At 70.9% G+C, this 23,838-nt stretch carries 21 protein-coding genes and 2 tRNA genes; 6 read left to right on the top strand and 17 right to left on the bottom strand.

Going from position 1 to position 23,838, the window contains the following annotated elements:
* Positions 1 to 75: 75 nt before the first annotated feature.
* Positions 76 to 2,976 (bottom strand): leucine--tRNA ligase, encoded by a 2,901-nt coding sequence (leuS, locus tag M4V62_RS27935; RefSeq protein WP_249589958.1) that lies wholly within the window; start codon positions 2,974 to 2,976, stop codon positions 76 to 78.
* Positions 2,977 to 3,390: 414 nt separating this feature from the next.
* Between leuS and M4V62_RS27930 the strand changes: the two genes are divergently transcribed.
* Positions 3,391 to 4,617 (top strand): ferric reductase-like transmembrane domain-containing protein, encoded by a 1,227-nt coding sequence (locus M4V62_RS27930; RefSeq protein ID WP_249589957.1) that lies wholly within the window; start codon positions 3,391 to 3,393, stop codon positions 4,615 to 4,617.
* On the top strand, positions 4,614 to 6,209 hold the full coding sequence (locus M4V62_RS27925; protein WP_249589956.1) for an NADH-quinone oxidoreductase subunit NuoF family protein: 1,596 nt from the start codon (positions 4,614 to 4,616) through the stop codon (positions 6,207 to 6,209). Before M4V62_RS27930 ends, M4V62_RS27925 begins: the two co-directional genes overlap by 4 nt.
* A gap of 72 nt (positions 6,210 to 6,281) precedes the next feature.
* Here M4V62_RS27925 and M4V62_RS27920 read toward each other — a convergent pair.
* Positions 6,282 to 6,354: transfer RNA gene (locus M4V62_RS27920), tRNA-Ala, on the bottom strand.
* A 111-nt stretch (positions 6,355 to 6,465) separates the two neighbouring features.
* Between M4V62_RS27920 and M4V62_RS27915 the strand changes: the two genes are divergently transcribed.
* Positions 6,466 to 7,722, top strand: a complete 1,257-nt coding sequence (locus tag M4V62_RS27915) for a glycosyltransferase 87 family protein (protein WP_249589955.1) — start codon at positions 6,466 to 6,468, stop codon at positions 7,720 to 7,722.
* Here the strand turns inward: M4V62_RS27915 and M4V62_RS27910 are convergent.
* The 3 genes from M4V62_RS27910 to M4V62_RS27900 form a co-directional block, all read right to left on the bottom strand.
* Positions 7,701 to 7,934, bottom strand: coding sequence for a hypothetical protein (locus M4V62_RS27910; RefSeq protein WP_016643127.1), 234 nt, complete (start codon positions 7,932 to 7,934; stop codon positions 7,701 to 7,703). The two genes, M4V62_RS27915 and M4V62_RS27910, sit on opposite strands and share 22 nt — an antisense overlap.
* Positions 7,935 to 7,937: 3 nt before the next feature.
* Positions 7,938 to 8,129, bottom strand: a complete 192-nt coding sequence (locus tag M4V62_RS27905; protein ID WP_249589954.1) for a hypothetical protein — start codon at positions 8,127 to 8,129, stop codon at positions 7,938 to 7,940.
* 86 nt (positions 8,130 to 8,215) lie between these two features.
* A complete protein-coding gene (locus M4V62_RS27900; RefSeq protein ID WP_249589953.1) occupies positions 8,216 to 9,694 on the bottom strand; it encodes an MFS transporter in 1,479 nt (492 codons plus the stop codon).
* Between the two features lie 94 nt (positions 9,695 to 9,788).
* Between M4V62_RS27900 and M4V62_RS27895 the strand changes: the two genes are divergently transcribed.
* Positions 9,789 to 10,751: a helix-turn-helix transcriptional regulator gene (locus tag M4V62_RS27895; protein WP_425575215.1), complete on the top strand. Its 963-nt coding sequence runs from the start codon at positions 9,789 to 9,791 to the stop codon at positions 10,749 to 10,751.
* Positions 10,752 to 10,754: 3 nt separating this feature from the next.
* On the opposite strand, the gene M4V62_RS27890 is transcribed toward M4V62_RS27895, so the two are convergent.
* From M4V62_RS27890 to M4V62_RS27860, 7 genes are all read right to left on the bottom strand, one after another.
* Positions 10,755 to 10,827 (bottom strand) — tRNA-Ala (locus M4V62_RS27890).
* A gap of 128 nt (positions 10,828 to 10,955) precedes the next feature.
* Positions 10,956 to 11,597 (bottom strand): histidine phosphatase family protein, encoded by a 642-nt coding sequence (locus M4V62_RS27885; protein ID WP_249589952.1) that lies wholly within the window; start codon positions 11,595 to 11,597, stop codon positions 10,956 to 10,958.
* Positions 11,594 to 12,040, bottom strand: coding sequence for a ribosome silencing factor (gene rsfS, locus M4V62_RS27880; RefSeq protein ID WP_249589951.1), 447 nt, complete (start codon positions 12,038 to 12,040; stop codon positions 11,594 to 11,596). The genes M4V62_RS27885 and rsfS overlap by 4 nt, the downstream gene beginning before the upstream one ends.
* 164 nt (positions 12,041 to 12,204) lie before the next feature.
* A complete protein-coding gene (locus M4V62_RS27875; RefSeq protein WP_249589950.1) occupies positions 12,205 to 13,941 on the bottom strand; it encodes a LytR C-terminal domain-containing protein in 1,737 nt (578 codons plus the stop codon).
* A 16-nt stretch (positions 13,942 to 13,957) separates the two neighbouring features.
* Positions 13,958 to 14,596 carry a nicotinate-nucleotide adenylyltransferase gene (gene nadD, locus M4V62_RS27870; RefSeq protein WP_249589949.1) on the bottom strand — a complete coding sequence of 213 codons (639 nt, stop codon included), beginning with the start codon at positions 14,594 to 14,596 and terminating at the stop codon, positions 13,958 to 13,960.
* A 63-nt stretch (positions 14,597 to 14,659) separates the two neighbouring features.
* Positions 14,660 to 14,821, bottom strand: a complete 162-nt coding sequence (locus tag M4V62_RS27865) for a hypothetical protein (protein WP_202121161.1) — start codon at positions 14,819 to 14,821, stop codon at positions 14,660 to 14,662.
* 84 nt (positions 14,822 to 14,905) lie between these two features.
* Entirely contained in the window at positions 14,906 to 15,229 is a 324-nt protein-coding gene (locus M4V62_RS27860; RefSeq protein WP_249593236.1) for a hypothetical protein, read from the bottom strand.
* Between the two features lie 123 nt (positions 15,230 to 15,352).
* On the opposite strand from M4V62_RS27860, the gene M4V62_RS27855 reads away from it, so the two are divergent.
* Positions 15,353 to 16,420 carry a M48 family metallopeptidase gene (locus M4V62_RS27855; RefSeq protein WP_249593026.1) on the top strand — a complete coding sequence of 356 codons (1,068 nt, stop codon included), beginning with the start codon at positions 15,353 to 15,355 and terminating at the stop codon, positions 16,418 to 16,420.
* A gap of 26 nt (positions 16,421 to 16,446) precedes the next feature.
* Here the strand turns inward: M4V62_RS27855 and M4V62_RS27850 are convergent, their stop codons facing one another.
* The 5 genes from M4V62_RS27850 to proB all read right to left on the bottom strand — a co-directional run bounded on the left by M4V62_RS27850 (position 16,447) and on the right by proB (position 21,422).
* On the bottom strand, positions 16,447 to 17,514 hold the full coding sequence (locus M4V62_RS27850) for an SCO2583 family membrane protein (protein ID WP_249589948.1): 1,068 nt from the start codon (positions 17,512 to 17,514) through the stop codon (positions 16,447 to 16,449).
* Between the two features lie 66 nt (positions 17,515 to 17,580).
* The gene (locus M4V62_RS27845) at positions 17,581 to 18,159 is read right to left on the bottom strand and encodes an SCO2584 family spore wall biosynthesis protein (RefSeq protein ID WP_249589947.1); all 579 of its coding nucleotides are present in this window, start codon (positions 18,157 to 18,159) and stop codon (positions 17,581 to 17,583) included.
* A gap of 67 nt (positions 18,160 to 18,226) precedes the next feature.
* The gene (locus tag M4V62_RS27840) at positions 18,227 to 19,528 is read right to left on the bottom strand and encodes a glutamate-5-semialdehyde dehydrogenase (RefSeq protein ID WP_249589946.1); all 1,302 of its coding nucleotides are present in this window, start codon (positions 19,526 to 19,528) and stop codon (positions 18,227 to 18,229) included.
* 74 nt (positions 19,529 to 19,602) lie between these two features.
* Positions 19,603 to 20,082, bottom strand: coding sequence for a hypothetical protein (locus tag M4V62_RS27835; RefSeq protein ID WP_249589945.1), 480 nt, complete (start codon positions 20,080 to 20,082; stop codon positions 19,603 to 19,605).
* Between the two features lie 233 nt (positions 20,083 to 20,315).
* Positions 20,316 to 21,422, bottom strand: a complete 1,107-nt coding sequence (gene proB, locus M4V62_RS27830) for a glutamate 5-kinase (RefSeq protein WP_249593025.1) — start codon at positions 21,420 to 21,422, stop codon at positions 20,316 to 20,318.
* A gap of 304 nt (positions 21,423 to 21,726) precedes the next feature.
* Between proB and M4V62_RS27825 the strand changes: the two genes are divergently transcribed.
* Positions 21,727 to 23,817: a hypothetical protein gene (locus M4V62_RS27825; RefSeq protein WP_249589944.1), complete on the top strand. Its 2,091-nt coding sequence runs from the start codon at positions 21,727 to 21,729 to the stop codon at positions 23,815 to 23,817.
* The last annotated feature ends 21 nt before the right edge of the window (positions 23,818 to 23,838 follow it).

Below are 23,838 nucleotides of genomic sequence, written 5' to 3'. Positions count from 1 at the left end.
CGGAGGGTTCCAGCGGAACCCCCAACCTGCCCGTAGGGGACTACCCTCATGCCCCCTCGCGCGACTCTTTCGCGGTCAGGCCGGGACGATGTTCACCAGCTTCGGCGCCCGCACGATGACCTTGCGGATCCCGGCACCGTCCAGCGCGGCCAGCACCCTCTCGTCACCCAGGGCCACCTTCTCCAGCTCCTCGTCCGAGATCGACGGGGAGACCTCCAGGCGCGCCCTGACCTTGCCCTTGATCTGCACGACGCAGGTCACGGTCTCGTCCACCACGTACGCCGGGTCGGCCACGGGGAAGTCCTGGTGGACGACCGAGTCGCCGTGGCCCAGCTTGCGCCACAGCTCCTCGCCGACGTGCGGGGCCAGCGGAGCGATCAGCAGCACCAGGCGCTCGGCGACCGAGCGCGGCAGTGTGCCGCCCTCCTTGGTCAGGTAGTTGTTCAGCTCGGTGATCTTGGCGATGGCGGTGTTGAACCGCATGCCGTCCAGGTCCTGGCGCACGCCGTCGATCGCCTTGTGCAGGGCGCGCAGCGTGCCCTCGGCAATGTCGGACTCCGCGACGTCAGCGACCGTGACCTCACCCGTCGACTCGTCGACGATCAGACGCCACATGCGCTGCAGCAGGCGGTACTGGCCGACGACCGCGCGCGTGTCCCACGGGCGCGAGACGTCCAGCGGGCCCATCGCCATCTCGTACAGGCGCAGGGTGTCCGCGCCGTACTCCTCGCAGATCTCGTCCGGAGTGACCGCGTTCTTCAGGGACTTGCCCATCTTGCCCAGCTCGCGCTTGACCGGCTCGCCCTCGAAGAAGTACTGGCCGTCGCGCTCCTCGACCTCGGTGGCCTGCACCGGGAAGCCACGGCTGTCGCGGTACACGTAGGCCTGGATCATGCCCTGGTTGAACAGCTTGTGGAACGGCTCGGCGGACGAGATGTGCCCCAGGTCGAACAGCATCTTCGACCAGAAGCGGGCGTACAGCAGGTGCAGCACCGCGTGCTCGGCGCCGCCCACGTACAGGTCGACGCCGCCCGTCGGCTGACCCTCGCGCGGACCCATCCAGTACTGCTCGACGGCCGGGTCGACCAGCTTCTGGTCGTTGTGCGGGTCCAGGTAGCGCAGCTCGTACCAGCAGGAACCGGCCCAGTTGGGCATGGTGTTGGTCTCGCGGCGGTACTTCTTGGGTCCGTCGCCCAGGTCCAGGGTGACGTTGACCCAGTCCTCGTTGCGGGACAGCGGCGTCTCCGGAGAGGTGTCCGCGTCGTCCGGGTCGAAGGTGCGCGGGGAGTAGTCGTCGACCTCCGGCAGCTCCAGGGGCAGCATCGACTCGGGCAGCGAGTGGGCGATGCCGTCCTCGTCGTAGACGATCGGGAAGGGCTCGCCCCAGTAGCGCTGGCGGCTGAACAGCCAGTCGCGCAGGCGGAAGTTGACGGTGCCCTCGCCGATGCCCTTGCGGGCCATCCACTCCGTGATGCGCGCCTTGGCGTCGACGACGCCCAGGCCGTCCAGGGAGATGCCCTCTCCGGAGGAGTTGACCAGCTTCGCGTCGTACGAACCGAACGCGTCGTCCCACGTGGAGGCGTCGGTCCCGCGGTCGTCGGAGGGCTCGACCACGCACCGCATGGGCAGCTCGAAGGCGCGCGCGAAGGCGAAGTCACGGCTGTCGTGCGCCGGGACGGCCATGATCGCGCCGGTGCCGTAGCCCATCAGTACGTAGTCGGCGATGAAGACCGGGACCTGCTCGCCGCTGACCGGGTTGGTGGCGTAGACACCGGTGAAGACACCGGTCTTCTCCTTGGCGTCGGCCTGGCGCTCCACGTCGGACTTGGAGGCGGCGAACGCGCGGTACTTGGCGACGGCCTCGGCCGGCGTCGCGTGCCCGCCGGTCCACACGTCGTGGGTGCCCTCGGGCCAGGCGGCCGGGGTCATCTTGTCGACCAGCTCGTGCTCGGGCGCCAGGACCATGTAGGTCGCGCCGAACAGGGTGTCCTGACGGGTGGTGAAGACGGTGATGGCCTCGTCGCCGGAGCCGACCGGGAAGTCGACGCGGGCGCCTTCGGAGCGGCCGATCCAGTTGCGCTGCTGCAGCTTGATGGCCTCGGGCCAGTCCAGGCCGTCCAGGTCGTCCAGCAGGCGGTCCGCGTACGCCGTGATGCGCATGTTCCACTGGCGCAGCTTGGCCTTGAAGACGGGGAAGTTGCCGCGCTCGGAGCGGCCGTCGGCCGTGACCTCCTCGTTCGCCAGGACGGTGCCCAGGCCGGGACACCAGTTGACGGGGGCGTCGGAGGCGTACGCCAGGCGGTACTCGCTCAGCAGGTCGGCGCGCTCCTGGGTGGTCAGCTGGTGCCACGCGCGCGTGGAGTTCGGTACGGCACGCTCACCGCTCTCGAACTGGGCGACCAGGGCGGCGATCGGACGCGCCTTCTGCGCGTCCTCGTCGTACCAGGAGTTGAAGATCTGGACGAAGATCCACTGGGTCCACTTGTAGTAGTCCGGGTCGATCGTCGCGAAGGAGCGGCGCTTGTCGTGGCCCAGGCCCAGACCGCGCAGCTGCGACTTCATGTTCTCGATGTTGGCCTCGGTGGAGACCCGGGGGTGCGTGCCCGTCTGTACGGCGTACTGCTCGGCGGGCAGGCCGAAGGCGTCGAAGCCCAGGGTGTGCAGGACGTTGTGGCCCGTCATGCGCTGGAAGCGCGCGTAGACGTCCGTGGCGATGTACCCCAGGGGGTGGCCGACGTGCAGGCCCGCGCCGGAGGGGTACGGGAACATGTCCATGATGAACTGCTTGGGCTTGGCGACCAGCGCGGCCTGCGCCTCCCCGTCCGCGGCCAGGTCACCGCTCGGGTTCGGCGCCTCGTACGTGCCGTTCGCGTCCCAGAAGTCCTGCCAGCGTGCCTCGATGTCGGCGGCCAGGGCGGCCGTGTAGCGGTGCGGTGCGGCCACCTCGGAGGCGGCAGCAGAATTCGTCTCGCTCATGATCCTCAAAGCTCCATCGATCGTCTCTGCCTGCGGAAATGACCGTCCCGGCCAAATGAAAAATCCCCTCACACAGGAGGGGACGCCGCGCCGATGCCGACCGCGATTTTCCGGCGGTCGGGACTGATCAGCGCGGCCCGCTAAGCAGAAGGCGTACGGCACGCATGGCGTCAGGGTACCGCAGCGCTCATGCGGCTCGCGACGAGGTTCCACCGCGCCGCCCCGTGCCGCTCCGCGCTCCGCCGGAGGCTCGGAACCCGACCTTTGGCCAAGGGTTACTCCGCGTACCGACCGCTATCGGGGCAACACCAAGATCGCATCGCGTTTAGATAACAACGCAATAACTCAAACCTCGTACTCACTGGTATGCGGCCACTTAGCATGCGGCGATCGAGCCATTTCGGAGTCGCCCCCATGAACCCTCTGAATCCGCATCGCAAGAGCCGCACCAACCGCGCCAACCGCCAGAGCCGTTCGTTCGCAGCCTTCCCCGAACCGAGCAGAACCACGCGCGGAGTCCTGACAACCGCCGCGCTGCTGCTGATACCCCTGCTCGTCGTCCTCGGGAGCGACGCGTTCCGCGCCGCCCTCGACTTCACCACCGGCGTCCTGTCCCTGGTCTCCCTGACCGCCGCCGTCGTCTGGGGCCTGGTCGCTTCGGACCGGCTCTTCCTGCACTCCCGCCAGCGACTGCTCGCCCAGGCCGTGCACCGGGCCACAGCCGTCGCGTCCATCGGCTTCCTTCTGCTGCACGTCAGCGTCAAACTCGCGCTCGACCACGTGTCGCCGGTCGGGGCCCTGATCCCCTTCGGGCTCGGCTTCTCCGGCAGCGACGGGCTCATCGGCCTCGGCTCGCTCGCCGGGCTCCTCATGGTGGTCACAGGCGTCACCGGGGCCCTGCGCAGCGCCTTCGCGTCCCCGGTCCAGGTCGCGTCGCGCTGGCGCGCGCTGCACATGCTCGCCTACCCCGCCTGGTGTTCGGCCCTGATCCACGGCCTGTACGCGGGACGCGAGCCCAAGCCATGGGTGATCGCCCTGTACTGCCTCTGCCTGGTCGCCGTCGCGGGTGCGGTCGCGTTGCGCGCGGCCCCGCTCCCGATCAAGCGGAAGGCGGCCGCCCGGATCCTGGCCCTGCTCGAACCGGAGGGCAGGGCCCGCAACCGGGAGCCCGTCCGCCGGGACACCGCCGAGTCCCCGCTCCCCGGCACGGCCGCCGCTCCTGGCCGCGCCCCCGAAGCCGCCTCCGACCCGCCCCCGGTGGTGGGCATCGCCGCGGCCTACCGCGTCCTCGCCTCCACCAACCAGCCCACGGAGGTCGTGCCGAGCACCGACCCCCCGCCGCCCCGCTGGCCGGCCCCGTCCCCGCCTCCCCCGGCCGAGGCCCCGCACATCCCGTACGACCCGCCGTACGACACCCACTCCACGGCGTACGGCTTCGAGGACACCTCCTACCGCTCCCACGACACCGCGTACGACCCGCCGCCGTACGACCCCCCGTACGACGCGGCCCACGACCCTCCGTACGAGGCGCCGTACCAAGCCCCGTACGACAGCGGCCCCGCCACCGAACCGCTGCCCAACACCTTCCAGGCGCCGAGCTCGGGCGAGCCCTGGAACGCCGCCACCGGAGGCAACAAGTGAACGCGTCGCTGCCCGACGTCCCCGAAGTCCGCGTCGTCGGGCTTCCGCTCCTGACCTCGGGCTTCGACCTGGTCGAGCGCCTGGACCTGGCGATGCACCTGAAGGTGCACGGCCCGCTCGAACCCATCGCGGGCGAGTCCCTCGCCGGCCTCTCCGAGGCCATCTCGCTGCGCGGCAGGGGCGGCGCGGGCTTCCCCTTCGCCAAGAAGCTGCGCGCGGTCGCCGACGCGGCGATACGCCGGGGTGTGCGCCCCGTGGTCGTCGTCAACGGCAGCGAGGACGAACCCGCCTGCCGCAAGGACACCGTCCTGATCAACCGCGCACCGCACCTCATTCTCGACGGCGCTCTCCTTGCCGCCGAGGCCCTGGGGGCCCGCACCCTCGTCGTGGGCGTGACCCGGGACTCCACCGAGTCCTCGATGCTCGCGGCGCTCGCCGAGCGCGGCCTGACCAACCGGCGCGGATCGAGCATCCGCGCGCGCGTGCAGCGCAATCCGGTGCGCATGGTGACCGGCGAGTCATCGGCCCTGGTGCGCTCGGCGGACGGCGGCCCTCCGATGCCGCCGGGCCGCAAGGTGCGCACGTCCGACTCCGGAGTGGGCGGAGCGCCCACGCTGCTGTCCAACGCGGAGACCTTCGCCCAGCTCGCGGTCGCCGCCCGGATCGGCGCCGACCGCTACTGCCGCACCGGCCTGCGGGAGGAGCCCGGCACGGTGCTGCTCACCGTCTCCGGAGCCGTCGCCCGGCCCATGGTGGTCGAGGTCCCCACCGGAGTGCCCCTGCGGTACGTCCTGCAGCTGGCCGGTGCGCCGCCGCTCCCCCAGGGCGTCCTGACAGGCGGCTATCACGGCAAGTGGCTCGACGCGATCACCGCTCATGACGCGGTCGTCTCACGCGCCTCCCTGGAGGCCTGCGGCGGCGCGCTCGGCGCGGGCGCGATCCTGCCGATCGGCCCCGGCACCTGCCCGCTGGGGGAGGCGCTGCACGTGGCGAACTGGCTGGCCTCCGAGAGCGCGGGACAGTGCGGCCCCTGCTATCTGGGCCTTCCGGCGGCGGCCCGCGGTCTCGCCGACGTCCTGGACGGCGGTGGCCCCACAGCCCTGGAGGCGCTGCGCGAGGTGACACGGGCCGTGAAGCGGCGCGGCGCCTGCAAGCACCCCGACGGCACGGCGGCCTTCATCGAGTCCACGATCACGGCGTTCACGGACGACCTCGCCGCGCACGTCCTGGGCGGCGGCTGCGGCCGCCCCGTGGAGGGCGTCCTGCCGCTCCAGCAGGAGGTCTCGCAGGCCGAGGCCCCCAGTGGCCGCAGGCTTGCCGTCGACTGGACGCTCTGCCAGGGCCACGGGCTGTGCGCGGACATCATCCCCGAGCTGATCCAGCTGGGCCCCGACGGCTTCCCCGGCGTCGCGGAGGCGTCCGTACCGCGGTACTCCGAAGCGCGCGCCACACGTGCCGTACGCCGCTGCCCCGCGCTCGCGCTGCGCATCGAGGAGGACCCGTCCGCACCCTCACCGCGCACGGCGCTGCCGCTCGCGCTCCCGCCGGGCCGCGGCCGGGGCCGCAGGGCGCTCGGCAGCGGACGGTCATGACCCGCCGACCGACCGACTAGGAGACACACGAAAGCGGGCCACCCGATCCGAGTGGCCCGCTCTCATCTTCTGTGGAGCTAAGGAGAATTGAACTCCTGACCTCCTGCATGCCATGCAGGCGCTCTACCAACTGAGCTATAGCCCCTTGCCTGTCCGCCCGGTTCCGCCGGCGGCTCCGCCAACATTACACGCTCCTCCCCGTGCTCCACCAAATCGTTTCCGGTCTGTACGGATACGGCCGGTACTGTCAGCCTTCGTGACCGTGATCGCGCTTGTCGGCGCCCGCCGCCGCGTGCCCCTCGCCGCCGGGGCGTGCCTGCTCTCCTTCACGGCCTTCTGGCTCGCGCAGCGCGCCGCGGACGTCTCGATGATCGACCTGATGGTCTACCGCGCCGAGGGCGAGACCGTGCGCGCGGGCGGCGACCTCTACGCGCTGCGCACCACCGAGGCCCATCTGCCCACCACCTACCCGCCGTTCGCCGCCCTGCTGTTCACGCCGCTGACGCTCCTGGACACGGCGGACATGCGCACGCTGGCGACGCTGGGGAACCTGCTCCTCCTGGTGGCCTTCACGCACCTCGCCCTCCGCCTCGTCGGGCCCGTACCGACCGCCCGGGGCGTCGGCCACGCGCGCGTGGAGACCGCCCTGTGGGTCTCGGCCCTCGCGGTCTGGGCCGAGCCGGTGTGGACGACGCTTCGGTACGGCCAGATCAATCTGCTGCTCGCCGTCCTGGTCCTGTGGGACCTGTCACGGCGGCCCGGCCACCGCTGGGCGGGCCTGGGCATCGGCGTCGCGGCGGCGATCAAGCTCACGCCCGCGCTCTTCGCGGTGTTCCTGCTGCTCACCGGCGCCGCCGAGGCCGTACGGCGCGGGCCCTGGCGCGCGCCGACGCGGCACGCGTGCGTGGCGGCCGTCTCGTTCGCCGGCGCGACACTGCTCGCGGCCGCCGTGCTGCCCTACGACTCCCGGCGCTTCTGGACCCGCATGGTCTTCGAGGCGGGCCGGGTCGGGCTCGCCGAGGACACCGCGAACCAGTCGCTGCGCGGGGTCCTCGCGCGGCTCCTGCACACCGAGGAGCCCGGCATCTGGTGGGCACTGGCCGCGGCGGCGGTCGGCGCGCTCGGTCTCGCGGTCGCGGTGCGCGCCGCGCTGCGCGGGGAGCGGGCCCGCGCGGCGGTGTCCTGCGCGGCGACGGCGCTCCTGGTCAGCCCGGTGTCGTGGTCGCACCACTGGGTGTGGTGCGTGCCGATGGCGCTGCTCGTGTGGACGGACGCGCCGCGCCGGGGCGGCCGGGCCCGGTGGGCGGCTACCGGCGCAGTGGTCCTCGTCTTCTGTTCGTACGCCCTGTGGTGGGTTCCGCACGGCGTGGGACGGCTTGAACTCGGCCAGAATTATGGCGAGATGACGTTGTCCGCCCTCTACGTAGGGACCGCTTTCGCGTTCCTGCTGCAAGGAGCCGGACAAAATCGGACGTCGGACCCGCTGGTGGATCAGGCCGTGGCGAAGGAATAGAAGCGCTTGAGCGTGCAGTGTTCGTCGAGCAGCCGGCCATAGATCGGCTCCCCTTCGAGCTCGCGGTACGTCTCGATGGGGTCGCCCTTTATGATCAGCGCCCGCGCGCACTCCTCGCACCAGTACTGATAGTCCGGGTTGACCGGTTCCATGTCGCGGACGATCGGCGTACCACTGCCGCACCAGTCGCACTTCCGCCTGTGTGCACCCATCAATCAGCTCCAGCTGCGGCCGCAGGCCGTGCACACGTACGAGACACCGCCGTTGTCGCCGAGCACTTGGGCGACATGGGACGAACCGCAGGACGGACAGGTCAGGAGGGCGATCGCCGCGAAGGGAGCGGCAGCGCGACACGGCGCGGCCGCTGCGACGGGGCGGTCGGCCCCATCGAGGATGCTCGCAGGCATCGCTCTCCCTCCCGTCGGGTCACAATCGGTGGTCTGGTGCGGTCCCCTTCCGGCTGTCCGATTCTGCCACGGCCTGAGCGACCCGGTCAGCGACGCAGTCGTACCAGTCCGGACACGGCGCCCAGTGCGGCCGCCGCTGCCAGTGCGTACGCACACACCAGGAGCGCGTCCGCGGATGAATACGCCCCCGGAGCCCCTTGTGACTCAAGCCGGTTGAGGAAAAGTGCGCCATAACACGCGACACCGATCAGCTGGCCGAGCTGAGCGACCGTCGAGAGCAGTCCGCTGGCGTCCGCCGCGTCCTCGGGCCGCACCGTGGAGAGCGCCCGGGTGAGCGTCGGGCTGAACCCGAGGGAGAGACCGGCGCCGATGCCCACGAACGCCGCATACAGCCACGGTCCGCCCTCACCGCCGTCCCGCAGCAGCAACCCCACCGCCACCGCCGACACCGCGGTGAGCGCGAATCCACCGGGAATCAGTGCGCGTTGGGCCGCCGCAGGCCAGTGGCGCCAGGTCAGGCCGACCGCGCCGAAGACCACCGCGGTCGGCGCGAACGTCAGACCCGCGCGCAGCGCGCTGTAGCCGAGGCCGCCCTGGATGTGCAGCGTGAGCACGAACAGGAAGCCCGCGTTGACCGCCATCACCGCGGTGATCCGGAAGACCGCGAGGCCCATGCCGGGGATGCGCAGGACCCGCGGCGCGATCAGCGGCGCCCCGCCGCCGCGGGCGAGCCGGGACTCGTACGCGCAGAAGAGCGCGAAGAGCACCACGGCCGAGCCCATCGAGAGCCAGGACCACAGCGGCCAGCCCTCCTGCTGGCCGAGCACGAGCGGCACGGTGAGCAACGACACGGCCCCGCCGAGCAGCACGAGCCCCGGCAGGTCGAGCCCACGCTCCCGCCGCCCCTGCCCCGGCCTCCTGGCAGCGTCACGCGGCAGCACCCGCCGTGCCATGACCAGCAGAACCACGCCGACCGGCACGTTCACCAGGAACACCGGACGCCAGCCGGTGCCGAACAGATCGGCGCTGACGAGGACTCCGCCGAGCACCTGCCCCGCGGCCGCCCCGACGGCGAGCACGGCCGAGTACGCGCCGAGCGCCTTCGTCCGCGCCTCGCCGGTGAAGTTGCGCTGGATCAGGCTGAGCACCTGCGGGATGAGAAGCGCCGATCCCGCGCCCTGAAGCAGCCGGAAGGCGATCAACTCGCCCGTGCCCTGGCTGAGTCCGCAGGCGAGCGAGGCGACGGTGAAGATCGCGAGGCCCATGAGGTAGACGCGACGGTGGCCGAGGCGGTCGCCGAGCCGCGCGCCGGTGATCAGGAGCACGGCGTACGTGATGGTGTATCCGGCGATGACCAGCTGCAACCCGGCGCCGGAAGCGCCCAGTTCGGTGCGGATGGTGGGCGCGGCGACATTGACGATGAAGACGTCGAGCAGCGCCATGAACTGCGCGGCGATGACGACCGCGAGAAGCCGCCCGGGGCGGTTGTCAGTGCCGGGGGCTTTACTGGATGCGGGACGTGAACCAGCGGGATCCGCTGCGGTGGACGGGGTGGTCGTTGTCATGGCACCGAGCCTGACGGCGAGTTGGTACGGGTAACGAGAGCCCGCTGATGCTGGTACTGACAGCACCTGGCAAGGCCGGGGGCGTGGACCGACGATGGGGGACGTGACGACGATGGGGACGACGACTCAGCGACGCAGGCCGGAGCTCGCCGCCTTCCTGCGCGGCCGCAGGGCCAGGGTGACACCCGCCGACGTGGGCATGCCCCCGGGCCTGCGCCGCCGCACGCCGGGCCTGCGCCGCGAGGAGGTCGCCCAGCTCTCCGGAGTCGGCGTCACCTGGTACACGTGGCTGGAGCAGGGCCGCCCGATCAACGCGTCGGCCCAGGTCCTGGACGCCGTGGCGCGCACGCTCCGTCTCGACAGGGCGGAGCGCGAGCATCTGTACCACCTGGCCGACGTGCCGTATGCCCCGGACTGCACGGCCCCCTCCCCCGAGGCCGTCGGCCCGGAGATCCAGGGCATCATCGACGCCCTCGATCCCCGCCCGGCGGTGGTCTACAACGCGCGGTACGACATCCTCGCCACCAACCCCGCCTATCGCGACCTCTTCTTCGTCCCACAGATAGAGGCCTTCGGCGTCCCGAACGTGCTGTGGACCCTGTTCATCGCGCCCGATCCCGTCTGCCCGCTGGTCTTCCGCGACGAGGAGCTGCCGGTGATGGTGGCGACGCTGCGCAGTTCGTACGGACGGCATGTGGGCGAGCCCGCCTGGGAGGGGTTCATACGCCGCCTGTCCGCCGCGAGCGCGCACTTCGCCGCGCTGTGGGAGAGCGGCGACGTGGCGCCGCCGGGGCCGCGCGTGAAGACGTTCCGGCACGAGGCGGTCGGTGAGCTGCGCATGACGTCGGTCTCGCTGTCCATCAACGGCATGCCGGAGTGCCGGATCGTGGCGTACACACCGGACGACGACGAGAGCCGCCGGCGGTCGGCCGTGCTGCGTGAGCTCAGGCCCCCGGAAGCGGAAGGGTCTGCGGAAGCGGGAGGGGCTGGGGAAGCGGGACGGGCTGGGGCTGGGGAAACGAGAGGATCCCGCCCTCTGATGAGGACGGGATCCTGATTGTGGAGCTAAGGAGAATTGAACTCCTGACCTCCTGCATGCCATGCAGGCGCTCTACCAACTGAGCTATAGCCCCGTGTGTTCTTCCCGCTCGGCGGGCGAACAAGAAGAACTTTAGCCTGCGACGAGCCGGAATGTGAAATCCGGGTGACGGGCCCTCTCAGGCCCTCCGACCAGCGGCTCTCGCACCCGCCCGGTCCAGGGCTAATCGTCGTCGCCGAGCACCGGCTCCGGCAGCGTGCCGGCGTTGTGCTCCAGCAGGCGCCAGCCCCGCGCGCCCTGGCCGAGCACGGACCAGCAGCAGTTGGAGAGCCCGCCGAGGCCCTCCCAGTGGTGGGACTCCAGGCCGAGGAGGCGGCCGATGGTCGTACGGATCGTGCCGCCGTGGCTGACCACCACGAGCGTGCCGTTCTCCGGCAGCTTCTCGGCATGGCGCAGCACGACAGGCGCGGCCCGGTCGGCGACCTCGGTCTCCAGCTCGCCGCCGCCCCGGCGCACCGATTCGCCGCGCTTCCACGCGGAGTACTGGTCGCCGAAGCGCGCGATGATCTCGTCGTGCGTCAGGCCCTGCCACTCACCGGCGTACGTCTCCTGGAGTGCCTGCTCGTACGTGACCTCCAGGCCGGTGAGACCGGCGAGCTCACTCGCGGTGGCCGCCGCCCGCTTGAGGTCGGACGCCACGATGGCGTCCGGCTTCAGCGAGGCGAGCAGCCGGGCGGCGCGCCTGGCCTGCGAGACACCGGTGTCGGTCAGCTCGATGTCCGTGGAGCCCTGGAAGCGGCGCTCCAGGTTCCAGGACGTCTGGCCGTGCCGCCACAGGATGATCCGGCAGCCGCGGTTGGTCACCGAAGCTCACCGTCCAGATCGGCTGCCTCCTCCGCGGCGCGCTGCTCGGCGTGCTCGGCGGCCTTGCCACGAGTCGCGACGGCATCCGCGGGGAGCTCGATCTCGGGGCAGTCCTTCCACAGGCGCTCGAGGGCGTAGAAGACACGCTCCTCGCTGTGCTGGACGTGCACCACGATGTCCACGTAGTCCAGGAGGACCCAGCGGGCTTCGCGGTCGCCCTCACGGCGCACCGGCTTGACGCCGAGCTCCTTGCTGAGCCGCTCCTCGATCTCGTCGACGATCGACTTGACCTGGCGGTCGTTGGGCGCGGACGCGAGCAGGAAGGCGTCGGTGATCGACAGCACGTCACTGACGTCGTACGCGATGATGTCGTGCGCGAGCTTGTCGGCGGCCGACTGTGCGGCTGCCTTGATGAGCTCGATGGAGCGGTCCGTGGCGGTCACTAGTGAGCTTTCCTTCAGGTGGTCAAGACACACCAAGGGTCTCACGGACCGCCGACAGCACTCCCGGCCATCGTTCGATCACCGTGTCTGCTGCGTCACCCCGCCGAAAACCCCGGCCGGGAGGCTCCCGGCCGGGGGTCCGTGCCGTCAATGCCGTCGTGCCGTCATCCCGCCCGGTAGTCCTGGCCGAGGACGACCGACACATCCGCGTTAGGTGCGGTCTTGCCCTTGCGGACCGCGCTGTCCGGCAGGCCGAGGGTCTTGGCGACCTCGGTGGCCTGCGTCTTCTTGTCCGCTTCGGCGTACGTGACCTGCGATGCCGCCTGGGCCGTCGAGCCCGCGCCGCTGTCGACGAAGGTGTAGCCGCCGTTGACCAGCGAGATCCGTGCGTCCTGGCCCGCTCCCTTGCTCCCGGAGGCGTTCTTGACGCCGACCCGGACGGCCGCGCCCTTCTCCGGGCTCTTGACCGCGCCGCCGAGTACCTCCTTGACCACGTTCGCGCCGGCCTGCTCCGAGAGCGTCCCGTCCTGCTGCACCGGGAGCCGCTCCGTGGAGTAGTCGCCGCCCTTCGCACGGTCGGCGAGCTTGGCGAGGAAGGCGCCGAGGTCCTTCTCCTTGAGCGACGGGTCCAGGATCTGGGCGAGCGACTGGACGGTGGTCGTCGCGGCCTGCGGGTCGGACGACAGCTTCCGCAGGACACCCTGCATGACCTGGCCGAACCGGCCGAGCTGCGCGGTCTCGGACTCGCCGGACGCGCGGTAGGTGGCGTACGCGACGGCCATCGGGCCGCTCAGGGTCTGCTGCTCGCCCTTCTTCACGAGAGGCGCCTGACCGTTCTTGGCCTTGGGGTCCGGCACATTCGCGTTCGTGTCGACGTCGATGTTGCCGACGAGCTCGACGAGGTTGTTCAGGTACGGGGTGTCGAGCCGCCAGGTGCCCTCGACCTGGGTGCCGAGCAGGCTGTCGATCGACTCCCGGGTGCCGGTCGAGCCGTCCTCGTCGACCGACTTGCCGAGTGTCGTCCCCGCGCCGTCGTCGTCGGTCACGGCGAGGGAGTTGGGCAGCAGGACGGTGGTGCCGCGCTTGGTCGTGGTGTTGTTCACCAGGAGCGCCGTGGAGGTGCCGCCCCCCTTGGTGTTGTGCAGGTGGACGACGATCACGTCGCGGTTCTGCGGTCCGGCCGCCGCGGCGGCGTCGCCGGACGCGTCGTCCGAGAGGCCGGGCAGCTTGCCCGCGTACCAGAGATAGCCGACGCCGCCCGCGATCACGAGTGCGAGCACCACGACGAGCGCGACGACCCGGGAGCGCCCGCGCCGCTTGGCCTCCTCGCGCCGCTCGGTGCGGCTCTCGGTGAACTTCAGCCAGTCGATGACGTCTTCGGACTCTTCGTCCGGCTCCTCGATGAAGGAGAACTGCTGGGTCTCGTACGCGGGATCGCGCTCCGCACCGCGCCGGGGCTCGGGTTCGAGATCCAGTTCCGGCTCAGGCTCTCGCTCCGGCTGCCGCGACTGCTGCGGGATCCAGCCGGTCTGCGTCTGCTGGGCGGCCTGCTGCTGGGGCTGGTGCTGGTGCTGAGCCTGCTGCTGGTCGTACGTCCCGTAGGAACCGGAGTCGTACGAGGCGTCGTACGAGGCGTCGTACTGCGGGACAGGAGGCTGCTGCCCCGTCGCGTACGGGTCGTATCCGTAGCCCTGCGGCTGCTGTTGCTGCTGATGTTGTTGCTGTTGCTGCGACTGCTGCTGGGCCTGGGCCCCGTACTGGTCGTACGAGGCCGAGGGCTGCACCTGCTGGTACACCGGCTGGCCGTACTCGTCGTACCCGACGACCTGGTACTGGTCAGCCGCGTACTCGCCCGCATACGGGTCGCCGCCCGCATACGGGTCGTACTGTCGGTCGTTCACCGGTGCCCCTCTCGGCTCAATCGCCGCGGTACAGCTCGCGCTTGTCGATATAACGCACCACACCGTCCGGCACCAGATACCAGACGGGATCCCCCTTGGCGACCCGCTCACGGCAGTCCGTGGACGAGATGGCGAGGGCCGGGACCTCCACGAGGGAGACGCCGCCCTCCGGCAGGCCCGGGTCGGCCAGCGTATGGCCGGGCCGGGTGACCCCGATGAAGTGCGCCAGGGAGAACAGCTCTTCGGTGTAGCGCCAGGTGAGAATCTGGCCGAGGGCGTCGGCGCCCGTGATGAAGAAGAGGTCCGTGTCGGGATTGAGCGTGCGCAGATCGCGCAGCGTGTCCGTCGTGTAGGTCGGTCCGCCGCGGTCGATGTCGATGCGGCTCACCGAGAACTGTGGGTTCTCGGCCGTCGCGATGACCGTCATCAGATAACGGTCCTCGGCCGGGGACACCACCTTGTCGCTCTTCTGCCACGGCTGCCCGGTCGGCACGAACACCACCTCGTCGAGGTGGAACTGCGCGGCGACCTCCTGGGCCGCCACCAGGTGTCCGTGGTGGATCGGGTCAAACGTTCCGCCCATGACTCCGAGGCGGCGCTTGCCCTTGCTGGCCGGGCCGGTACCGGGACCGGTAGGCATGTCCTGCTCTCCCATGCGTGCAGACCCTACCGGCCCGGTCGACGGGCGCTGTTTCAGCCGTCCGTTCCGTGAGACCGCTCAGCGGTCCCGGTTGAAGCGCGTGGTGATCCACAGGAGCAGCATCAGCGCGACGAACGCGCCACCGCCGGTGACCAGAGGACTGATGCTTGCGTGCTCGTCGACGTGCTTGCCCTCGGAGGCGAGAGTGACCAGCTGGGAGGCGGTGCTGTGGAGGCTCATCGTCGGCAGGACCTATCCGGAGGTGGGCGGGACAAAGACTTCGGGGCCATCGTATGCGGGGGCACCGGCCGAGCTCACGCCGACTCAGCCGTTGTGGTCCGCGCGGTCGCCCTTGTCTCCCCCGCCGGGACGGTCCTCGCCGCGCTCCGCGTCCCCGCCCTCGGGACCGGTGTCCCCGCCCTCGCGACCGGTGTCCCCGTCTACGCGCTCCGCGTCCCCGCCCCCCGGCGCCGCGTCAGCACCCTGCTTGTAGCCCCGCAGCAGGAACCACGCCATGAGCACGCAGCCGACGACCATGACGATCAGCACGATGCGGAGCAGATTGCCCGCTCCCTGCTCCTTGGCGGCCAGGGCGGCCGCCTCCGTGACCCAGTGGTGGGCTGCGGCGCTGTGCTCCATGACGGCCATGACGGGCGACTCCATTCGCTGTGCTGCCCTGTCACGGTATCTCCGCCTAGGCTGGGTCCCACCTCGGGGGCATGACTGGACGAGCATGGGGGATGGGGCATGACCGACGACAACGACCACGGCCTGCAGGACGGTGGCCACGAGAACGTGCCGAGCAGGCAGCGCAGGCGCTTTCCCGGCATCTCGTCACGGGCGTACGAACACCCGGCGGACCGATCGGCCCTGGTGGCCCTGCGCAAGCTGACCGGCTTCGACACCGTCTTCAAGGCGCTCAGCGGGCTGCTCCCCGAGCGGAGCCTGCGGCTCCTGTTCCTCTCCGACTCCGTGCGGGTCTCCGACGCGCAGTTCGCGCACCTCAACACCATGCTGCGGGACGCCTGTTACATCCTGGACCTGGAGAAGGTCCCACCGATGTACGTGAACATGGACCCGAACCCGAACGCGATGTGCATCGGCCTCGACGAGCCGATCATCGTGGTGACCACGGGGCTCGTCGAGCTGCTGGACGAGGAGGAGATGCGCGCGGTCGTCGGCCACGAGGTGGGCCACGCCCTGTCCGGCCACTCGGTGTACCGGACGATACTGCTCTTCCTCACGAACCTCGCGCTCAAGGTCGCCTGGATCCCGCTCGGCAACATGGCGATCATGGCGATCGTGACCGCCCTGCGCGAGTGGTTCCGCAAGTCCGAGCTGTCGGCGGACCGCGCCGGGCTCCTGGTGGGCCAGGACCTCAAGGCGTCGATGCGTGGCCTGATGAAGATCGCGGGCGGCAACCACCTGCACGAGATGAACGTGGACGCGTTCCTGGAGCAGGCCAAGGAGTACGAGGCCGGGGGCGACCTGCGCGACTCCGTCCTGAAGATCCTGAACATGCTGCCGCGCACGCACCCCTTCACCACCGTGCGCGCCGCCGAGCTGAAGAAGTGGGCCGAGACCCGCGACTACCAGCGGATCATGGACGGCCACTACCCCCGCCGCGACGAGGACAGGGACACCTCGGTGTCGGACTCCTTCCGCCAGTCGGCGTCCAGCTACGCCGACGACATGCGTAGCAGCAAGGACCCGCTGATGAAGCTGGTCAACGACATCGCGGGCGGCGCGGGCGACCTGGGCGGCAAGCTGCGCGGGAAGTTCACCGGGCAAGGCGGACAGGGCGGCCAGGACAGCAGCGGCCCCACCGAGGACAAGTAACCCCCGGGCAGCCCCCGGGCAGCACCTCAGAGCGAAGGCTGGGCGGTGGCCGCGAGCGAGCCGCACAGCGCCGTGGCGTCACCCGTCGCGTACGGGTCGGTGCCCGCGGGGCCGCCCGCCTTCGCCTTCTGCCCGGCGAGCAGCGGCCGCAGCTGGTTGGCCGCGTCGGCGGAGCAGGCGAGCGGGCCTGCCTGCATGTACGACACGAGCAGCTCGGCCTGGCGCATCCGCAGGTCGTCGCGGTCGAAGCGGAACTGCAGCTCGCGGCGGACGGTGAACAGCGAGGCCTTGGCGTGCTCGCCCTTGCCGGCCGGACGCAGCGCGTAGACGAAGGTGTGGTCCGAGGTCACCTCAAGGGTGTTCTTGTCCGTCTCCGTGGCGTGCAGCGTGCCGTGGACCCGGATGCCGGGCGTGGCGAGGGCCGTCTTCGTCGGGTCGAAGCGCACCAGCCAGCCCGTGGGCGCGTGGCGTCCGTCGGCCGCCGGGTGCGCGAAGCTCTCGTCGAACTGGTCGAGCTGCTGCGGGTCGAGCAGGATGCGGGCGGAGCGCACGGCGCCGCCGGTGAGGACGTCCGGGTCGAGCGAGGACTCGACCAGATAGTCCTTGGCGGTGGTCAGCGCGGCCATCACCTGGCCGTCCGAGAAGTGCGAAGTGCGGCGCGCCGAGGGCAGGTTGATGCCCGAGGCGCCCACCCGGAACTGCGCGGCCTGGCTGTGCGCGAACAGGTCGGCCGGCTTCTCGGCGCCCGGCACCGGGCCCGGCGGGGCGAGCGGTATGACCGTCATCCGCAGCGGCTCGGGGCGCTGTGCGGCCGGGGTCTGGTACGGATGGCGTACGCCCATGTAGATCGCGGTGCCGAAGGCGACGGCGATCAACAGGACGAGGATCACGGCCTGTTTGGACAGGCGTCGATGACGCGCGGGACGGCGGCGCACCGCGTGCGTGTGATCGTCCAGGCGCTCCTGCGCGGAGTACTCCTGGAGCCGTGCGGCGCGGACGAACGACTCGTCGAAGACGACGGATCGGTACTCGTCCTCACCACCGGCGGGAGCGCCCTCGGGCGTCCCCTCGGGTGGTTCTCCTGGCCCGCCCATACCTTCAGGGTAGGTCTCAGCGCGGTCAGGTAAACGCCCTGGTACACGACAAGTTCTGACAACTTCTCACGGGATGCGGGGTGCCGCGGACACGGGGGGTGGGTCGTACTCCGCGGAGGCCGAGGGCTCTGTGGACACCGGCGGCGGGGACGGGTCCTGGCGGCCCGTGGACGCGCCGCGGTAGACCGCGGTGAAGGCGAGCGCGACCATGCCGATGCCCATCAGGAGGGCGAGCATCCAGGCGACGGGGCGGTGCCAGCGGTTGCGGCTCCCATAGCCGCTCTGCCGGCCGTACCCGTCCTCGGTGAACTCGCGGTCGTACACGTCGTCGAGGTCCGGGTCGTGGCCGAACTCGCCGCCGTCGTCGGGGCCGAAGCCCTCGTCGTAGAGGTCGTCCTCCGGCGAATCGCGGCCCGAACCCCGGGTGCGGGCCCGGCGGTTCTCGGCCTCGGTGGCCTCGGCGCGCGCCTGGGCGGCGGCCAACAGCCGCTCCACCGCGGTGGGTTCATGGACCTCGGCGGCCTTGATGAAGTCCTCGTCGAAGACCACGGAGGCGAACTCTTCGTCCGCACCCCCGCGGTCGTGGTCGTCGTCGGGCTCCCAGCCGTCAGGAAACGACGGCGTGCCCCCCACGTCCTCCGGCACCCTTCCAGCGTAGACCCGGAAGGGGCAATCTGGGCAGACGGTACGAGAATTGGGCCCGAGCGGGAATTCAGCGGATGTGGCCGTCGCCGGTGACGATGTACTTCGTGGACGTCAGCTCGGGCAGCCCCATCGGGCCCCGGGCGTGCAGCTTCTGCGTGGAGATGCCGATCTCGGCGCCGAAGCCGAACTGACCGCCGTCCGTGAAGCGCGTGGAGGCGTTCACGGCGACCGTCGTGGAGTCCACCAGCTGGGTGAAGCGGCGCGCGGCCTGCTGCGAGGTGGTGACGATCGCCTCGGTGTGCCCGGAGGTCCACAGGCGGATGTGCTCGACGGCCTGCTCCAGGGAGTCGACGATGCCCGCCGCGATGTCGTACGAGAGGTACTCGGTCTCCCAGTCCTCCGTGGTCGCGGGCACGACGGTGGCCTTCGAGCCGTCGGCGTAGGTGATGACCCGCTCGTCGGCGTGCACGGTGACCCCGGCCTCGGCCAGGGCGTCCAGGGCGCGCGGCAGGAAGGCGTCGGCGATGTCCGCGTGCACCAGGAGGGTCTCGGCGGCGTTGCAGACGCTGGGGCGCTGGGCCTTGGAGTTGATGAGGATGTCGACGGCCATGTCCAGGTCGGCGTCGGCGTCCACGTAGACGTGGCAGTTGCCGGTGCCGGTCTCGATGACCGGGACGGTGGACTCCTCGACGACGGTCTTGATCAGCGAGGCGCCGCCGCGCGGGATGAGGACGTCGACGAGGCCGCGGGCGCGCATCAGCTCGCGCACGGATTCGCGGTTCTCGCCGGGCACGAGCTGGACGGCGTCGGCGGGCAGGCCCGCTCCGTGGACGGCGTCGCGAAGGACCCGGACGAGCGCCGTGTTCGATTCGTACGCCGATGACGAGCCCCGCAGGAGCACCGCGTTGCCGGACTTCAGGCAGAGGGCGGCGGCGTCCACGGTGACGTTCGGACGGGCTTCGTAGATGATGCCGACGACACCGAGCGGGACGCGGACCTGGCGCAGGTCGATGCCGTTGGGCAGGGTCGAGCCGCGGACGACCTCGCCGACGGGGTCAGGCAGCGCTGCCACGTCGCGCACGTCGGCGGCGATGGCGCGGACCCGCTCCGGGGTGAGGGTGAGGCGGTCGACGATGGACTCGCTGGTCCCGGCCTCGCGGGCGCGGGCGGTGTCCTTGCCGTTGGCCTCGATGATCTCGGCGGTGCGCACCTCGAGGGCGTCGGCGATCGCCAGGAGCGCGTCGTCCTTGACGGACCTCGGCAGTGGCGCGAGCGTCGCGGCGGCGCCGCGGGCGCGGTACGCGGCCTGGGCGACCGGCGAGAGGTTGTCGTAGGGCAGGCCCGAGAACGAAGGGGAGAGGGACGTCATGCCCGCAGCGTAATGCGGAGCGGCCGGGGTCCACCCGCTGTTTCAGCAGCCGAGACCGCCGTGCTCACGACGGCTCAAAAAGGGTGCACGCCCACCGGGGTCGCCGGCAGCGGACCGTACCCCTCCGCGATGCGCTGGTGGTACGTGTCGCGGTCGATGACTTCGAGCCCCACGATCTCCCACGGCGGGAGCTTCGCGCTCTGCCGGTGCTCGCCCCAGAGCCGGAGCGCCACCGCGGCCGCGTCGTGCAGGTCGCGGGCCTCTTCCCAGTACCGGATCTCCGCGTGGTCGGGTGCATACCTGCTGGTCAGCAGAAAGGGGTGGTCGTGGGCGAGCTGTTCGAGGCCTCGCCTGACCTCCTTCAGGGGGGCTTCGGTCCCCGAGACGCTCAGGGTGACGTGCCACAGACGGGGCGCCTCCACCGTCTCGCCCTCCTGTCTCTCGTCCGTCTCGCCCGCCGCTTGCGTGTCGGTGTACGTCGCCCCGGCGGCGACGCTGGTCAGGGACCGCTCAGCCGACGCGCGGGACGACGCTCCCGGGCGCACTCGTCTCACGACGGCCTCCTCTACGCAATGGTGGTGCGGATACGCAATGGTCGTGCGGAAGTGTCTGGAACAAAGTTGAGCAGGCCAAGCGCCCCCGCGGGGCGGTTTTGGGGAGTTTCACCTCGCAGGGGCCGGTCGGAACGCGGCGTTCGCGCCTGTTTTCGGCCGGGGACCACTGGGGCGGCTGTGACTCCTGGGACGACGGAACCGTGGGGCGCGGGGGCCGCGAAGGGCGGGAAGGGCTAGCCGTGCAGGAGGGCCAGGTCGTCGCGGTGCACCACTTCCCGCTCGTACGCCGGTCCGAGCTCCCGCGCGAGCTCCCGCGTGGAACGGCCGAGGAGCTGCGGAAGCTCCTTGGCGTCGAAGTTCACCAGACCGCGCGCGACGGCACGCCCCGAGGCGTCCCGCAGCTCGACCGGGTCCCCCGCGGAGAAGTCGCCCTCGACCGCCGCGATCCCGGCGGGCAGCAGCGATTTGCGCCCCTCGACGACCGCGCGCACGGCCCCGTCGTCGAGCGTCAGCGCGCCCTGCGGCTCGGAGGCGTGCTGGAGCCACAGGAGCCGGTCGCCGGTGCGGCGGCCCGTGCGGTGGAAGTACGTCCCGGTGTCGCGGCCCGCGAGGGCGTCGGCGGCGTGGATCGCTGAGGTCAGGACGACCGGGATCCCGGCGGCCGCCGCGATCCGCGCGGCCTCGACCTTGGTGACCATGCCGCCGGTGCCGACGCCCGCCTTGCCCGCGCTGCCGATCTGGACGTGCGCGATGTCGGCGGGGTTCGCCACCTCGGAGATCCGGGAGGTGCCGGGCTTGGCCGGGTCGCCGTCGTACAGGCCGTCCACGTCCGAGAGCAGGACGAGGAGGTCGGCGTGGACGAGGTGGGCGACGAGGGCGGCGAGCCGGTCGTTGTCGCCGAAGCGGATCTCGTCCGTCGCCACGGTGTCGTTCTCGTTCACGACGGGCAGCGCGCCCATCGCCAGGAGCTGGTCGAGGGTGCGGGACGCGTTGCGGTGGTGGGCGCGGCGGGCCATGTCGTCGGAGGTGAGGAGCACCTGCCCGACGCGTACGCCGTAACGCGCGAAGGAAGCGGTGTAGCGGGCCACCAGGAGGCCCTGGCCGACGCTGGCGGCCGCCTGCTGCCTCGCGAGGTCCTTGGGGCGCCTGCGCAGGCCCAGCGGCGAGAGCCCGGCGGCGATGGCACCGGACGAGACGAGCACGATCTCGCGCTCGCCGCCGCTGCGGCTCTTGGCGAGCACGTCAACGAGTGCGTCAACGCGGTCGGCGTCCAGACCTCCCGACGCGGTGGTCAGGGACGAGGACCCGACCTTGACGACAACCCTGTGGGCCTCTGCGATGCCCTGCCTTGCCCCAGCCACGTGCTTCCCCAATGATCCCGAAGATCCCATTCCCTGCCGGACCAGCCAATCTACGCGAGTGCCCAGGTGGGATGCCCCCGCATTTCGAGGGGCGGACGGGGCAGGGGCCGAAGACTCCCCCGAGGCGAAACCCGCCTTCGAGGTTCAGTACCTTTGCCCCTTTATCCGGTGATTGTCGTCACGGAAGATTGCTACGGAGCCACCGCACGTCATACGGTCAGTGGTCGACTTCCCGCGTTCCCCCCATCCGATCCCCCCGATCCCCCGCCAGGAGCCCAAGCCCGTGCCCTCTGCCGGACTCGCACCCCGCCGCATCGTGCAGCTCTCCGCGCTGTTCGCGATGTTCGCGCTCTTCACGGCCCAGCTCGTCAGCGCGCTGGTCCCGTATGTACCGGTGTTCATCGCCGCGTCGGCGGCGAACCTCGCACTGGACGTCTATCTGCAGTACAAGCAGCCGGGCCTCCTCTCCCTCCTTGGCAAGATCCGCTTCGATGTCACCGTCAGGCAGCTCCTGCGCGACATGCTGATCCTGGTCGGCCTGCTGCGCATCGACGGCATCGAACCGCTGGCCGAGCAGTCGCCGCTGACCATCTCGCTGCTCGCCTTCTACTTCCTGCACTTCGGCTGCCAGGCCACCGCCATACTGGTGCGCCGCCGCCGTCAGCTGCCGATCGTCACGCGCAACATCGACACGTCCGCGCTGCACCTGACCGCGGCCCCGCCGCGGATCCTCTCGCGCCGCCAGGCCCACCGCCTCCTGACGTTCTCGATCCCCGCCACGGCCGGCCTGATGGTCACCGCGGCCACCACGGACGCGTACTGGGGCGGCATCGGCCTCGGCATCTCCATCGCCCTGATGGGCCTCGGCGCGATCTACCTCGCCACGTGGCTGCTCCCCAAGAAGCGCGCGAAGAACGACGAGAAGGTCATGGAGTGGCTGGACAACTGGCTGGCCGACTACCAGCCGTCCGTCGCGATGTACTTCTCGGGCGGCGCCACGTCCGCGTACCAGGCGAACATGTGGCTCTCCACGCTCTCCAAGCTCGACGGCAAGCCGCTGATCGTGCTGCGTGAGCGGTTCATGGTGCAGAAGATCGACGCGACCGACGTCCCGATCATCTGCTTCCCGAAGGTCGCGACGATGTTCTCCCTGGAGACCTCGACGCTGAAGATGATGCTGCACCCGGCGAACGCCGCGAAGACCTCGCAGGTCCTGCGCATCCCGACGATCAAGCACGCCTTCATCAACCACGGCGAGAGCGACAAGCTGTCCTCCTGCAACCCGTACGCGAAGGCGTACGACGAGGTGTGGGTGGCGGGCCCCGCCGCGCGCGACCGCTACCAGGCGGCCGACGTCGGCGTCGAGGACAAGGACGTGGTCGAGGTCGGCCGCCCCCAGCTGTCCCCGATCCTGCGCTCGACGGGCGCCCCCACGGGCCCCTTCACGACCGTTCTGTACGCCCCCACCTGGGAGGGCTGGGACGGCAACCCCGGCAACACGTCGGTGACCCTCGCGGGCGAGAACATCGTCCGGCACCTCCTGGCCGACCCCGGCGTGCGGCTCATCTACAAGCCGCACCCGATGACCGGTTCGCAGGACCCCCGCGCCGGCGCGGCCAACGAGCGCATGAAGGCGATGATCCGCGAGGCCGCCGCCAAGCGTTCGGGCGAGCGTCCGGGACCGGAGGCCGCCGCCGAACTGGCGCGCTGCACCGCCGAGTTGGACCGCCTGACCTCGACCGCGTTCCGCAAGAGCGTGGACGAGATGGAGCGGATGATGCTCCAGGGCACGCCGGACGGCGACCAGCAGGCGGCCGTCGCCGAGGCGACGGCGGCGTGGGAGGCGGCGTACTGGGCGTCGTTCCCCGAGTGGGAGCACCAGATCATCACCACCGCGCGCCCCGCGATCTTCTCCTGCTTCAACCAGGCGGACCTGCTGATCAGCGATGTCTCCTCGGTCGTCTCCGACTGGCTGACGAGCGAGAAGCCGTACGCGGTCGCCAACACGTCCGGCATGTCCGAGACGGACTTCCGCTCGGGCTTCCCGACGGTGAGCGCGGCGACGATCCTCTCCCCGACCGCCGAGGGCGTCCCGGCCCTCCTGGAGGCCGTCCGCTCCCCGGAGAAGGACACGCACGCCGAGGCGCGCGCCGCCCTCAAGGAGCACCTCCTGGGCCCCTCGGACCCGCCCTCCCTGGTCCGCTTCAACGAAGCGGCCCTCGCCCTTTCGGCCAAGGCCGACGAGCGCCGCTTCCGCATGGCAACGCGCATCGACGCGGAGATCCCCGGCCAGCGCGCGGCGCAGGACGCGGCGGAGGAGATGGAGTCCGACCCCACGGAACAGAACGGCGCGGAGGACGCGGTCACGGCGTAGCAGCCCCGTCAGGGAGCGCCC

The sequence above is a fragment of the Streptomyces durmitorensis genome (assembly GCF_023498005.1).
In the GTDB taxonomy this organism is placed as follows: domain Bacteria; phylum Actinomycetota; class Actinomycetes; order Streptomycetales; family Streptomycetaceae; genus Streptomyces; species Streptomyces durmitorensis.
The sequence above is the reverse complement of the archived record's forward strand: the minus strand, read 5'-3'. Positions and strand labels throughout refer to the sequence as shown.